The sequence below is a fragment of the Leifsonia sp. 10L418 genome (assembly GCF_056395445.1).
Genome location: NZ_JBFTJN010000001.1, coordinates 656,555 through 670,170 on the forward strand (window position 1 = coordinate 656,555; position 13,616 = coordinate 670,170).

At 65.7% G+C, this 13,616-nt stretch carries 13 protein-coding genes; 2 read left to right on the forward strand and 11 right to left on the reverse strand.

Annotated elements, in window-relative coordinates; translation table 11 throughout:
* Positions 1-36: 36 nt before the first annotated feature.
* From AC1DCF_RS03035 to AC1DCF_RS03060, 6 genes are read right to left on the reverse strand one after another with little or no spacing between them, the layout of a single operon-like run.
* Positions 37-555, reverse strand: a complete 519-nt coding sequence (locus AC1DCF_RS03035; protein WP_477209719.1) for a MaoC family dehydratase — start codon at positions 553-555, stop codon at positions 37-39.
* The gene (locus AC1DCF_RS03040) at positions 552-1,217 is read right to left on the reverse strand and encodes a CoA transferase subunit B (RefSeq protein ID WP_477209720.1); all 666 of its coding nucleotides are present in this window, start codon (positions 1,215-1,217) and stop codon (positions 552-554) included. Before AC1DCF_RS03040 ends, AC1DCF_RS03035 begins: the two co-directional genes overlap by 4 nt.
* Positions 1,214-1,978 (reverse strand): CoA transferase subunit A, encoded by a 765-nt coding sequence (locus AC1DCF_RS03045; RefSeq protein WP_477209721.1) that lies wholly within the window; start codon positions 1,976-1,978, stop codon positions 1,214-1,216. Before AC1DCF_RS03045 ends, AC1DCF_RS03040 begins: the two co-directional genes overlap by 4 nt.
* A 43-nt stretch (positions 1,979-2,021) precedes the next feature.
* Positions 2,022-3,242, reverse strand: coding sequence for an acyl-CoA dehydrogenase family protein (locus tag AC1DCF_RS03050; RefSeq protein WP_477209722.1), 1,221 nt, complete (start codon positions 3,240-3,242; stop codon positions 2,022-2,024).
* Complete coding sequence (locus tag AC1DCF_RS03055) at positions 3,239-5,356, reverse strand: acetyl/propionyl/methylcrotonyl-CoA carboxylase subunit alpha (RefSeq protein ID WP_477209723.1); 2,118 nt, start codon at positions 5,354-5,356, stop codon at positions 3,239-3,241. Before AC1DCF_RS03055 ends, AC1DCF_RS03050 begins: the two co-directional genes overlap by 4 nt.
* Before the next feature lie 8 nt (positions 5,357-5,364).
* Entirely contained in the window at positions 5,365-6,972 is a 1,608-nt protein-coding gene (locus tag AC1DCF_RS03060; protein ID WP_477209724.1) for a carboxyl transferase domain-containing protein, read from the reverse strand.
* A gap of 139 nt (positions 6,973-7,111) precedes the next feature.
* Here AC1DCF_RS03060 and AC1DCF_RS03065 point away from each other — a divergent pair, with 139 nt between their 5' ends.
* Positions 7,112-7,744 (forward strand): TetR/AcrR family transcriptional regulator, encoded by a 633-nt coding sequence (locus AC1DCF_RS03065; RefSeq protein ID WP_477209725.1) that lies wholly within the window; start codon positions 7,112-7,114, stop codon positions 7,742-7,744.
* Here AC1DCF_RS03065 and AC1DCF_RS03070 read toward each other — a convergent pair.
* The 5 genes from AC1DCF_RS03070 to pdhA form a co-directional block, all read right to left on the reverse strand.
* The gene (locus AC1DCF_RS03070; RefSeq protein WP_477209726.1) at positions 7,741-8,568 is read right to left on the reverse strand and encodes an MBL fold metallo-hydrolase; all 828 of its coding nucleotides are present in this window, start codon (positions 8,566-8,568) and stop codon (positions 7,741-7,743) included. The genes AC1DCF_RS03065 and AC1DCF_RS03070 overlap by 4 nt on opposite strands.
* 6 nt (positions 8,569-8,574) lie before the next feature.
* Entirely contained in the window at positions 8,575-9,234 is a 660-nt protein-coding gene (locus AC1DCF_RS03075; protein ID WP_477209727.1) for a VOC family protein, read from the reverse strand.
* 73 nt (positions 9,235-9,307) lie between these two features.
* Positions 9,308-10,666: a dihydrolipoamide acetyltransferase family protein gene (locus AC1DCF_RS03080; RefSeq protein ID WP_477209728.1), complete on the reverse strand. Its 1,359-nt coding sequence runs from the start codon at positions 10,664-10,666 to the stop codon at positions 9,308-9,310.
* The gene (locus AC1DCF_RS03085) at positions 10,663-11,640 is read right to left on the reverse strand and encodes an alpha-ketoacid dehydrogenase subunit beta (protein ID WP_441791102.1); all 978 of its coding nucleotides are present in this window, start codon (positions 11,638-11,640) and stop codon (positions 10,663-10,665) included. The genes AC1DCF_RS03080 and AC1DCF_RS03085 overlap by 4 nt, the downstream gene beginning before the upstream one ends.
* The gene (gene pdhA / locus AC1DCF_RS03090; protein WP_477209729.1) at positions 11,637-12,827 is read right to left on the reverse strand and encodes a pyruvate dehydrogenase (acetyl-transferring) E1 component subunit alpha; all 1,191 of its coding nucleotides are present in this window, start codon (positions 12,825-12,827) and stop codon (positions 11,637-11,639) included. The genes AC1DCF_RS03085 and pdhA overlap by 4 nt, the downstream gene beginning before the upstream one ends.
* Positions 12,828-13,007: 180 nt before the next feature.
* On the opposite strand from pdhA, the gene AC1DCF_RS03095 reads away from it, so the two are divergent.
* Positions 13,008-13,487: an Lrp/AsnC family transcriptional regulator gene (locus AC1DCF_RS03095; RefSeq protein ID WP_441791104.1), complete on the forward strand. Its 480-nt coding sequence runs from the start codon at positions 13,008-13,010 to the stop codon at positions 13,485-13,487.
* Positions 13,488-13,616 lie beyond the last annotated feature (129 nt).

Genomic DNA, 13,616 nt, shown 5'->3' on the forward strand with positions numbered 1-13,616 from the left:
AGCCGCTCGACTCCCGGCCGTTCGACGGCGAGCCGATCACTCCGACACCGGCCGCTCGGCGGCATCCAGACACCAGACCAACGTCGTACGCCGAGCCGTGGCAACGACCTCGCCGTGCTGGTTGCGTGCGGTGTGTTCCAGGGTGACGATTCCCTGGCCGGGACGTGAGGCCGACAAGCGCTTGTCGGTCACGATCGACTCCGAGTAGAGCGTGTCCCCGTGATACAGCGGATGAGGGAAGGTCACCTCGGAGAAACCGAGGTTCGCGACGATCGTGCCTTGGGTCAGCTGCGCGACCGAGCTGCCGACCAGGGTCGACAGGGTGAACATCGAGTTCACCAGGCGCTCGCCGAACGGCTGGGTCGCTGCCCACGCCGCGTCGAGGTGCAACGACTGGGTGTTCATGGTCAGGGTCGTGAAGAGAACGTTGTCCGCCTCGGTCACGGTGCGGCCCGGGCGGTGCAGGTAGCGCACCGACAGGTCGAATTCCTCAAAATAGAGCCCGCGCTGCACCAGGTCGGTTCGTGCATCACCCATCCGGTCGTAGTCATTCATGTGCCGGCTCCGTTCGTTGCCTGCACGGCGTCATCGATGTGCAGTGCGGCGCCGGTGGCTGCAATCACCTCGTCGAGACTGACGCCCGGAGCCAGTTCCCGAAGCACGAACCCGTCGGGCGTGACATCGATCACCGCCAGATCGGTGATGATCCGGTCGACGCAACCGCGCCCAGTCAAAGGAAGGGAGCACCGCTTCACCAGCTTCGGGTTCCCGGCGCGGTCGGTGTGTTCCATCATCACGATGAGTCGGCGCGCCCCGAACACGAGATCCATGGCGCCGCCCATCCCCTTGACCATCTTGCCTGGAATCATCCAATTGGCCAGGTCGCCGTTCTCGGCCACCTCCATCGCCCCGAGCACGGCCACGTCAACGTGGCCGCCGCGCACCATGCCGAAGGATGTCGCCGAGTCGAAGAACGCCGCACCCTGGTTCACCGTCACGGTTTCCTTGCCGGCATTGATCAGGTCAGGATCGAGTTGGGCCTCGGTCGGGTAGGGTCCGACCCCCAATATGCCGTTCTCGGAATGCAGAACCACCTCGATGTCGGCGGAAATGTAGTTCGGAATGAGTGTCGGCATTCCGATGCCGAGATTGACATATTGGCCGTTTTCGAGCTCCGCGGCCACTCGGGCGGCGAGTTCGGTGCGGGTGAGACTCATGCCCGTGCCTCCGGTTCGGTGAGGGTCCGTCGTTCGATCCGCTTCTCGACCGGCCCGACCACGACGACGCGTTGCACGTAGATTCCCGGCGTGTGAATCTGTTCGGGGTCGAGATCCCCCGGCTCGACCAGCTCTTCGACCTGGGCGATGGTGATGCGCCCGGCCATCGCGGCGAGCGGGTTGAAGTTGGCGGCCGCCGCGTGAAAGACCAGGTTGCCGTAGCGGTCACCTTTCTGAGCGTGCACCAGGGCGAAATCGGGGGTGACCGAGCGTTCGAGCACGTAGTCGCGACCATCGAACCGGCGCACCTCCTTGGCCTCGGAGGCCATAGCGACGCTGCCGTCGGCGTTGTAGCGTTGCGGCAGTCCCCCCTCGCTCACCTGCGTTCCGACTCCGGCCGGCGTGTAGAAGGCGGGGATCCCTGCCCCTCCGGCGCGCAGTTTCTCGGCCAAGGTGCCCTGCGGAGTCAGTTCGACTTCGAGTTCACCGGCTAGAAACTGCCGCGCGAACTCTTTGTTCTCGCCGACGTAGGAGCTGACCGTGCGCCGAATCCGGTGGTCGGCAAGCAGGATGCCGAGTCCCCAGTCGTCGACACCGCAATTGTTGCTGATCGTCTCAAGTTCGCGTGTGCCACGGTCGTGCAGCGCTTGGATCAGTGCCGTGGGAATCCCGCAGAGCCCGAACCCGCCGACCGCGAGCGACGCGCCATCCGGAATATCGGCGACGGCCAGTGCCGCGCTGCCGACCACTTTGTCGATCATGATCTGTTCCCTTCGCTGGTCGAACCTGTCGGAACCCGCAACCTCACAATGTGTCGAAGCCGAGTTCGCGCGAGATGATCATCAGCTGCACTTCAGTCGTCCCCTCGCCGATCTCGAGAATCTTTGAGTCGCGGTAGTGCCGGGCGACCGGGTTCTCATTCATGAATCCATAGCCGCCGAAAATCTGCGTTGCGTCACGAGCGTTGTCCATGGCGGCTTCGCTCCCGATCAGTTTGGCAAGACTTGCCTCCATCTTGAAAGGGCGACCGGCGACGAGTTTGCGCGCTGCGTCGTAGTAGGCGAGCCGGGCGGCATGCACGCGAGCCTGCATCCGCGCAATCTTGAATGCGATGTGCTGGTTCGATCCGATGTTGCGCCCGAAGACATTGCGGCTATTGGCGTACCTGATTGACTCCTCGAGGCAGCCCTGTGCGGCCCCCGTGCAGAGCGCGGCGAAGGCGACACGGCCCTCGTCGAGCGTCTGAATGAAGTTGGCGAAGCCCCGTCCGCGCTCGCCCAGTAGATTCGCCTCTGGCACCCGCACGTCGGTGAGGGTGAGCGGATGCGTGTCGGAGGTGTGCCAGCCGACCTTGTCGTAGCTCGGTTCGACCACGAAGCCCGGGGTGCGGCTCGGCACCAGAATCGCGGTGAGCTCTTTCTTGATCGAGCCGTCTGCCCGCGTCGATTCGCCGGTGACCGCGGTGATCGTCACGAGTTTGGTGATCTCGGTCCCCGAGTTGGTGATGAATTGTTTGGTGCCGTTGATCACCCACTCGCCGTTCACGAGTTCTGCGGTCGTTTTCGTGCCGGCGGCGTCCGAGCCGGCGTCAGCCTCGGTCAGGCCGAATCCGGCCAGTGCCTGCCCGCGCGCCAGCATCGGCAGCCACTCCTGCTTCTGGGCGTCGGTGCCGCTTCGAAAGATCGGCATCGCACCGAGTCCGACGCCGGCTTCCAGGGTGACGCCGATGCTCTGGTCGACGCGGCCGAGTTGTTCGACGGCCAAGCAGAGCGAGAAGTAGTCCTTGCCCTGTCCGCCGTATTCGACCGGGAATGGCAGCCCGAACAGGCCCATCTCCCCCATCGTCTTGATGATGTCGTAGGGAAGTTCGCGCTTGGTGTCGTACTCGTAGGCGGCGGGCGCTACGACGGTGTCGGCGAACTCCTTCACCTCGTTGCTCAGCCGGCGTTCGGCGTCGCTCAGCTCCGAGTCCCCGTAGTTCGAGGTGGTGGTCTGGTTCAGGGTGCTGCTCTGGTGCGCGTTCATGCTTTACCTTCCGAATCTGCCGGGCCGGGTGAGCCCTCGTGCGCGGCCGGGTCTGGCCGCCTGATTGTGGCCACGATCTGGCCAAGACTGACAAGATCTCCGACGGAGACCGCCACCGTGGCGAGACCGTCGAGCGCTGCGGTGAGACGGTGCTCCATTTTCATCGCCTCAACCACGAGCAGTGTGTCCCCCGTCGCAACGGATGATCCGTCGGCGACGTTCACCGAAATCACGGTCCCCGGCATGGGCGAGCGCACCGCCGGGTCGACGATCCCGGCCGACGGCGCCGCCGCCGCGAGCCGGGCGGCGAGCTGATCTTGCCGGCTCAGTTCGACAAGTCGAAAAGTAGCGCCGGCCGAACCGAGCCACACGTCGGTGCCGTTTCTCACGATGTCAAACGTCTCGATCTGTCCGTCGAGCTCGACGCTGTACGAGTGCGTTCGTCCCGGCACCGGCGCGATGCGGGCCGCGAGCGTCGTGCGGTCACCGATCGTGACGAGGGACGCATCCGGAGTGCCTAGAACCTGAATGGTCACCGGTTCCGCCGTGCCAGCCTGCAGCGTGTACGGGGTCGGCCGGTGCGGCCCCACGCGCCAGCCTGTGGGCGCTGCCCACAGCGGGTTGGCCGTTGTGGGTGCGTTCGAGAGGCCCGGGTTCGCGGGCCGCACTCCCCCGTCGTGGTCCCGCAGATAGAGTGCGGCGGCGACCATCACGTGGTCGTCGACGGTTCGAAAGGCGAGGCGCGGAAGCGTGCGCTCGATGAGTTCGGTGTCGAGTCGGCCGTCCCGCACTTCGGGGGTCTCCAGCAGCAGCCGGAGGTATTCGATGTTCGTCGGCACACCGAGCAGCACGGTCTCGGCAAGTGCCACGTCGAGCCGGCTGCGCGCCTGCTCCCTGTCTGCTCCCCAGGCGATCACCTTGGCGAGCATCGGGTCATAGTCGGCGCCGAGCACGAGGCCGGGGGCCAGCGAGCTGTCGACTCGAATGCCGTCGCCGCGGGCCTCGACCAGGGCCAGCACGCTGCCTGTGGCCGGCAGAAAACCGGCGGCCGGGCTCTCGGCGTAGACGCGCGCCTCGATCGCGTGCCCGGTGAGATGAACGTCATCCTGGCTGAGGGTGAGCTGCTCCCCGGCCGCAATGCGCACCTGCCATTCGACGAGGTCGAGTCCGGTGATCAGTTCGGTGACCGGATGCTCCACCTGCAGCCGGGTGTTCATCTCCATGAAATAGAACGCGTCGGGTTCGGCATCGGAGACGAGAAATTCGACGGTGCCCGCCCCTCGGTAGTCGACGCTGCGCGCGGCGGCGCAGGCGGCGGCGCCGATGCGTTGCCGCGTCGGCTCGTCGAGCAGCGGCGATGGCGCTTCTTCGATCACCTTCTGGTGGCGTCGTTGCAGCGAGCATTCGCGTTCACCGAGGTGAATGACGTTGCCATGGTTGTCGGCGAGCACCTGCACTTCGATGTGGCGTGGGCTTGGGATCAGTCGTTCGAGAAAGAGCGTGTCGTCGCCGAAGGCGCGTGCGGCGACACGGCGTGCGGCATCGAGGGCTGCAGCCAATTCGTCGGCCGAGTCGACGACATACATGCCCTTGCCGCCACCGCCGGCCGACGGCTTGATCAGCAACGGATATCCGACGCGAGCCGCGGCAGCGGTGAGTTGCGCGTTGTCGAGTCCAGGCTCCGCGATGCCCGGAGTTGTCGGCACTCCACTTTCGGCGACGTGATTTTTCGCGCGGATCTTGTCACCCATCACCCGCAGGGCGTGAACGCTCGGGCCGATGAAGGTGAGGCCGGCGTCGGCTGTCGCCAGCGCGAACTCTTCGTTCTCGCTCAGAAAGCCGTAGCCCGGATGAATCGCCTGAGCGCCGGTTTCGGCGGCAGCCCTCAGGATCGCTGCGATGTTGAGGTAGCTCGCCCTCGGCTCGGCCGGGCCGATTCGCACGGCGATATCGGCGAGAGCGACATGCCGCGCATTCCGGTCGGCATCGCTGAACACGGCGACCGAGCGGATGCCGAGACGGCGGAGCGTCGTGATGACGCGACAGGCGATCTCGCCGCGGTTGGCGACGAGCACGGTGGTGAACAACGCGGTGTCGGCGGTCTGCTGGATCATGAGCGGCATCACATCCGGAAGAGACCGAAGGCGGTCTCGGGAAGAGGTGTTCGTGAACAGACGTCAAGAGCGAGTCCGAGCACCGTGCGGGTGTCGGCTGGGTCGATGATGCCGTCGTCCCAGAGGCGCGCTGTGGAGTAGTAGGGGCTCCCCTGCCGCTCATACTGCTCGGTGATCGGCGCCGTGAACTCGGCCTCGTCGGCGGCCGACCACTGGTCGCCGCGGCCTTCGATCTGGTCGCGTTTCACCGTGGCGAGCACCGACGACGCCTGCGTTCCGCCCATCACCGAGATGCGACTGGCCGGCCACATCCAGAGAAAGCGGGGCGAATAGGCCCTGCCGCACATGGAGTAGTTTCCGGCGCCGAACGAGCCGCCGATCACGACGGTGAGTTTCGGCACGCGGGCGGTGGCGACGGCGGTGACCATTTTCGCGCCGTTCTTGGCGATGCCGCCGGCTTCGGCGTCGCGACCGACCATGAACCCTGAGATGTTCTGCAAGAAGAGCAGCGGCACTCCGCGCTGGTCGCAGAGCTCGATGAAGTGCGCGCCTTTCTCGGCCGACTCGGAGAACAGCACGCCGTTGTTGGCGATGATGCCGACTGGATGCCCGTGCAGATGAGCGAACCCGGTGACCAGCGTGGTGCCGTACTCACGCTTGAATTCGTGGAACTCACTCCCGTCGACGAGGCGGGCGATCACCTCGTGTACGTCGTAGTGGCCGTGCACATCAGTCGGCACCGCCCCGTAGAGCTCACTCTCGGCGACCGCCGGGTCGACGCTGTCGCGCACCTCCCAGACCCGGGCGGCCTGGGCCGGCAGGGTGGCGACGATGTCGCGGACAATCTGCAACGCGTGGCTGTCGTTCTCGGCGAGGTGATCGGTGACTCCCGAGGTGCGGGAGTGCAGTTCGCCTCCTCCCAACTCTTCAGCCGAGACGATCTCGCCGATCGCCGCCTTCACGAGGGGCGGGCCACCGAGAAAGATCGTGCCTTGGCCGCGCACGATGACCGTCTCATCGCTCATCGCCGGCACATAGGCCCCGCCGGCAGTGCAAGATCCCATCACCGAGGCGATCTGCGCGATCTTTGCAGCGGACATCCGTGCCTGGTTGAAGAAGATGCGCCCGAAGTGGTCGCGGTCAGGAAAGACCTCGTCCTGCATCGGAAGAAAGGCGCCGCCCGAGTCGACCAAGTAGATGCATGGCAGCCGGTTTTCGAGCGCGATCTCTTGCGCACGCAGATGCTTCTTGACGGTCATCGGGTAGTAGGTGCCGCCCTTGACCGTCGCGTCGTTCGAGATCACGAGCACCGGGCGACCGTGCACGAGGCCGATACCGGCGATCAGTCCGGCACCGGGGCTGTCGTCGTTGTAGAGCCCGAACGCGGCGAGCGGCGCGATTTCGAGAAACGGGCTGCCCGGGTCGAGCAGTTCGTCAATGCGTTCGCGGGGAAGCAATTTGCCGCGAGCCTGGTGCCGCTGGCGTGACGCTTCGGGCCCGCCGAGGGCGGCGACGGCCAGCCGACTGCGCAACGTCGTGACGAGAGCGCGCTGGGCCGCGTCGTTCTCGGCGAATGCCGGCCCGGTGGTGTCGAGCTGTGAAGTCAGTGTCTGCATTGACGGCTTCCGGTTGGTCGGGGAATCACGTACTGTGAGAGTATTCAGTTAATGATGACTAACTGAATTTCAGCGTAGCCATCCTTGCCCTGGATGTCTAGAGGTCCATTCTCGAAAGGTCGACACCGTGTCCGGTCCTGTGTCAGATCCCCTGTCCGTCGCTCCGGCGATCGCTGGAACGCCGACCCTCCGCAGCCAGGCGAAGGCCGATCGGCGTGCTGCCCTGCTCGACGCTGCGGCCACGTTGTTCGCCCGGTCGGGCTTCAACGGTGTCGCCATGGAAGACTTGGGCTCGGCGGTCGGCGTGAGCGGGCCGGCGGTCTACCGGCACTTCAGCGGCAAACAAGATGTGCTCTCCGCATTGCTCGTCGGAGTCAGCGAGGGTCTGGCGTCAGGTGGCCAGGCTGTCGTCGACGCCGCAGACGACGATGAGGCGGCGCTGCGAGCCTTGGTGCACTTTCATGTGGATTTTGCACTCACCCACCCCGACGTCATCCGGGTGCAAGATCGCGATCTCGACACCCTGGCCGAGCCGGGCCGACACCGAGTGCGCGCGCTGCAGCGCCGCTATGTCGAGCTGTGGGTGGCCGTGCTCGCTCGGCTCAACCCCCAGGTTTCGCCTCAGCTCGTGCGGGTGCGAGCTCAGGCGACATTCGGTCTGATCAACTCCACCCCGCACAGCGTGCCAACCGTCTCGGTCGCGCTCGTGCGGCCACTCCTGGAAGAAATGGCTTGGGCGGCGCTGAACCCCTCCCCCGCACCGCACCGCTAGAAGTCGTCGACCTCGCCACGCTGCCACTCGATGTAGCGCGCGAGTGAACGGCGCACCACGTTGTGGGCATCGGATTCGATGACCTGCCCGAACGAGCCGTATGCGCGATCGTAGGGCAACGGTTCCAGCCGATCGAGAATCTGGCTCACTGCGCCTTCGGGCAACGGCAGCAGGTTGGGATACGACCGCATCGCGCTCACCGTGCGCCCATCGGGCCCGATGAAGACGGTGTCGCCGGTGAAGATCACACCCCGGCCTTCCGCCCCGTCGGCCCAGTGCAACACGCTGCTTCCCGCAAAGTGGCCGCCGCATTGCACCAGACGGATGCCCGGCAACGGGCTCGCTTCGCCGCTCCAGTGCACGATGGCCGGGTCCGGTCGCCGCGTCCACGCCCGGTCGGCGGCCGCGACGTAAATCGGGGCGCCGCCGAACGCCTGGCTCCAACTGACCATCGCGCCCATCAGGTGTGGGTGGCTACCGGTGACGGCGGCAACCCCGCCCAGGCCGCGCAGCAGACCCACGCCGGCATCGCTGATGAATCCGGGTGGCTCCCAGAGCAGGTTTCCCTCACTCGTCTGCACGAGCAGCGCGTGCTGGCCGATTCCTACCCGCGGCGTGACCGTCACCCGTCGAAGGCCCGGCTCGACCGGTTGCTCCCGCAGCACCCGGCCGCTCGACTCGAGGCGCTCAGACGTCGCCCAGGCCTGCCCCGTCAGCGGCACGAATTGACGTTCTTCCGTGCAGATCTCGCAGACCGGCGGCGGTGCGACGGTGTCGGCATGTTCGAGACCGCAGGCCATGCAAATCCAGAGTGCCACGCGCATGCCGCCCTAATTGTCAGTCGTGCAGACGCACATCTCGTTGCCCTCGGCATCCGCCAGCACCCACCACTCCGGGGCATGCTCGTCGGTGAGCAGTACTCCTCCGGCTTCGATCACGGCATTCACCCGCGCCCTGGCGTGTGCGGTCGGCACGTACACATCGAGGTGGATGCGATTGCGTTGAGTGCGCGCGATCTCCATGTGCTGGAACCATACCCGCGGTCCTTGGCCACGCGGGTCGACGAGTTCGGTCCCGCCTTCGCCGACGACTTCACGGTAATCCAGGCCGACCTTCCAGAACTGGATGATGGAATCCACGTCGGTGCAGTCGATCGCAATGTCGTACCGGGTCGGGTCGAGTCTCCGGGCGGTCGACCCCGTGGCATCCGCGATTTCCTGGATGCGCAGCGCCAGCCGCACGTCGCGCTCGGTCACCCCGCCGACGTCGTGGGAGCTCAGGTGGAAGGTCACGGCCCCCCAGCCGAAGACCACGTCCGGATGATGATTCGATTCCTCGGCCAGCACCCCGACTGCGTTGACCAATGCCAGCGCCGATGCGAAATCCTTGGTGCGATAGTTGGCGTGGAGCCCGCCATCGAGGTGCATGAACGCGGTTCCTCTGAGAAGGGGCGCCGTGTCGGTCTGACTGAGATAGATGGGGGCGTTCATAGCCTCACTCTGCTCTGCCGCGCAGGCACGGTCAACCCTGCGTTCGCTCTCGGAACCCCGTTCTCGGCCGGCGTCAGACCATGGTCAGCACGATGCCGGGGTTTGCGAGAATTGCACCGACGTCACTGAGAAAACGGGCGCCCTGCTCGCCGTCGACGAGCCGATGGTCGAACGACAGGGCAAGGGTCATCACCTGCCGCAGCGCGATCTCGCCGCGATACTCCCAGGGCTGGCGACGGATGGCGCCCATCGCGAGAATCGCCGCCTCCCCCGGATTCAGAATCGGTGTGCCCGCATCCACGCCGAAGACACCGATGTTGGTGATGGTGATGGTTCCGCCGCGAAGGTCGGCGGGGGCCGTGGACCCCGCTCGTGCCGCCTCGGCAAGTGCGGCGAGCTCGTCGGCAAGTTGCGGCAGGGTGAGTCGATCGGCGTCGGAGATGACGGGCACGACGAGACCACGCGGCGTGGCAACGGCGATGCCGAGATTCACGTAGTGGAACTGCACGATCTCGCCTGCCGCCTCCTCCCAGCGTGTGTTCACCGCGGGCTGGCGACTGACCGCGAGACAGAGAGCCTTGGCGACAACAGCGAGGATTCCGAGGCGAGGCTGCGAATCCGTCCTCCGTTTGTTGAGGGTCTCGAGAAGTTCCATGCTCGGCGTCACGTCGACAGTGAGAAACTCGGTGACGTGCGGCGCGGTGAATGCGCTCTGCACCATCGCCGCGGCCGTGAGCTTGCGCAGGCTCCGAATGGGAGTGCGGGTCTCCCGTTCTCGCGCTCCCTCGTTCGACTCCGCGGATGCGTCGGGCAGAATCCGCAGAGCGCCTCCCGCTGTGCCGCGCTCGCTCGCCGCCTGCGCCTGCACGTCATCGCGGGTGATCAGGCCGTCGGGGCCGGTCCCGCTCACGGCGTGCAGGTCTACGCCGAGTTCCCGGGCAAGGGCGCGCACGGGTGGAGTGGAGCGCGGGCGACCGGTGGGACGAGCCGGTTGTCGGGCCTGGAGAGACACGACCACCGGAGCCTGCTCGACCGCCGACAACTTTCGCGGTTTTCGCACCGGGCGACCGGCCCGGTCGGCAACGGCGCCGTAGCCGACGAGCACCGCGGTGCGTTCTTCTCCGGCAGTCGCCGCTGGTTCAGCTGCGGCCGGTGCGGTCTCGGTCGGCCCACCCTCGCCGGCACCCCCCTCATCTGCGACCTCGAACGACAGCAACGGATCCCCGACCTGCATCACCACGCCCGCCTGCTGATGAAGCGCGGTCACGGTGCCGGCGAACGGCGACGGAAGCTCAACGACGGCCTTCGCCGTCTCGATGTCGGCAATGTGCTGATTCAGGGCGACGACATCCCCCGGGGCCACGTACCAGGCCACAACCTCCGACTCGGTCAACCCCTCACCGAGGTCGGGCAACGCGAACACTGTGATCATGAGCGGCGTCCCATCGCGCGGTCGATCCCGTCGAGCATCCGGTCGAGGTCGGGCAGGTGATGGTTTTCAAGTTTCGCCACCGGATAGGGCACGTCGAACCCGGTCACCCGCACCGGCGCGGCCTCCAGAAACTCGAAGCAGCGTTCGGTGATCGTGGCGACGATCTCGCCGCCCAACCCGCCGGAACGAATCGCCTCATGGGTGATCACCAGACGCCCGGTCTTCCTGACGGACGCCTCGATCGTCGGGTAGTCGACCGGGGCGAGTGAACGCAGGTCAATCACCTCCACCGAGACTCCGTCATCGGCCGCGGCGAGAGCCGCATCCCGAGCCGTCGTCACGAGCCCCCCGTAGGTGACAAGGGTGACATCGCTGCCCTCGGTGACCAGCGTCGCGCTTTCCATCGGCGTGCCGAGCACCTCCTCCACCTCCCCCTTGACGTGATAGCGCCGTTTGGGCTCGAAGTAGAGCACTGGGTCGTCAGAGGCGATGGCCTGTCGCAGCAGGGCGTAGGCATCTTGCGGGTTCGACACCGCGATCACCCGCAGCCCGGCCGTGTGCGCGAAGTAGGCCTCCGGCGATTCGGAGTGGTGCTCGACCGAGCCGATTCCACCGCCGAACGGCACCCGAATCGTGATGGGCATCCGCACCTGGCCGTTGGTGCGGTAATGCATCTTGGCGACCTGGGCGACGATCTGGTCGAAACTCGGATAGATGAAGCCGTCGAACTGAATCTCACAGACCGGCCGGTAGCCGCGATACGCCAACCCGACCGCGGTGCCGATGATGCCGGACTCCGCAAGCGGGGTGTCGATCACCCGTCGATGGCCGAACTCGGCGAGCAACCCGTCGGTCACCCGAAAGACGCCACCGAGCAGGCCGATGTCTTCGCCGAGCAAGACGACCTTGTCGTCATCCTGCAGCGCCTGACGGAGTCCAGAGTTGATCGCTTTCGCCAAGGTCATCGTGGTCATGAGCGTTCTCCTGATTCGGATGCCACATCAAAGCTGTCGAGGTAGGCCGCGTAGTCGTCGCGTTGACGTTGCAGCGTGGCGTGTGGCGTTGCATAGACGTTGTCGAACAGCGCGAGCGGTTCCGGATCCGGCATCGCCACGCATCCGGCGCGGAGCTCTGCGGCCACCTGATCGGCGGTGGCCGCCACGTGCTGCTCAAACTCGGGGGTGAAGGCACCGGCCGCCTCGAGCATCCGTCGCAGTCGCAGGATCGGGTCGCGTTCCGCCCACTCAGCCAGCTCGACCGCGTCGCGATAGCGCGTCGGGTCATCGGCGGTGGTGTGCGGACCCATCCGGTAGGTGACGGCCTCAATGAAGGTCGGACCGCCGCCCTTGCGCGCCCGATCGAGCGCGATGCGGGTCGCCGCCATGACCGCCAGCACGTCGTTGCCGTCGACGCGCAGGCTCGGGATCCCGAACCCCGGCGCACGGTCGGCGAGGTGCCTCACCGTCTGCACGCCGACCGGTTCGGAGATCGCCCAGTGGTTGTTCTGGCAGAAGAAGATGACCGGAGCGTTGAAACTGGCCGCGAAGACCATCGCCTCGTTGACGTCGCCTTCACTCGTCGCCCCATCGCCGAAGTAGGCAACGGTCACTGAGTCGACGCCGTCGAATGTGCAGCCCAGGGCATAACCCGTTGCATGGAGTGTCTGGGCGCCGATGATGATCGCCGGAGTGGCCATCCCAATCTCAAACGGGTTCCAGCCTGATTGAGTGTTTCCGCGCCACACCCGCAGAATGTCGGTCAGCCCTACGCCGCGGCAGTACGCGACCCCGTTCTCGCGGTAGCTCGAGAAGACGAAATCGTCGCTGCGCAAGGCGCGGGCGGATCCGATCTGGGCCGCTTCCTGGCCGAGGAGCGGAGCCCAGAGACCCAACTGTCCCTGGCGCTGCAGGGCGGTGGCCTCGGTGTCGATGCGACGCACCGCCACCATGTCTTCGTAGAATGCGGCCAACTCGTGAGTGCCGATGTCGGCGACCCAGGCGTCGAGTTCCGCGTCGGGACGGCGCACTCCCTCTGGTGTGAGCAGCTGCCGGAAATCTGAGTCCGTGGGCCCCGATCCCGAGGCATCCGCTGGAGCCGTGGTGTTCGCCACATACGTGGCATTCACTGAATCCGGGTCAATCGTGAGATTCGTGTCGATCATGGGTCGCTCCCCGCGTCATTGCCGAGATAAAAGGTGTGCCGAGATAAAAGATGTGCCGAGATAGTGGATTGCTGAAGTTAAAGCGAGCGTACGTCGATGCGACAGAGAGCACAATCGATCGCCATCTGTGTGAGCAATATGCTCTGTTTTGTGTGAGATCAGGGTGCTATTCTCGGCATCATGTACACCGTTGACGCCACCGACTCGCAACTGCTGCGGGCTCTCATCCACGACCCGCGCAGCACCTTCGTGGCCCTGGCCGCTCGACTCGGCTTGTCGCGCAACACGGTACAGGCCCGCATGACCCGACTTGAGGAATCCAACGCGTTCGTCTCGTTCGATCGCTGCATCAACCCGGTCGCCCTGGGATATCCGCTCACCGCGTTCATCGAAGTGCACGTGCAGCAGAAGCGTCTCGCTCAAATCGTTGACGAACTCGCCCAGATTCCCGAAATCGTGCAGGCGCATGGAATGAGCGGGCAGACCGACTTGCTGGTGCGGGTCGTCTGCACGGATGCCGACGATCTGTTTCGCATCGACGGCACAATTCTGGCCGTCGACGGCGTGGAGCGTACCGCGACCTCATTGGCGATGGGCGAGCTGATCCCGTACCGCGTCACGCCACTCCTCGAGCGAGTGACCGAATCCACTTCTCGGTGAACCTGCCGGCCGGTCCCGCCGACCTTGAGTCTTGCGGTCGAGTGTGCGTGTTCTGCCGGACAAACTCGACCGGAACGCACAAGCTCGGCGAGGTTAAAGCGAAAGGGCCCGTCTGCCGAAGCAGAACGG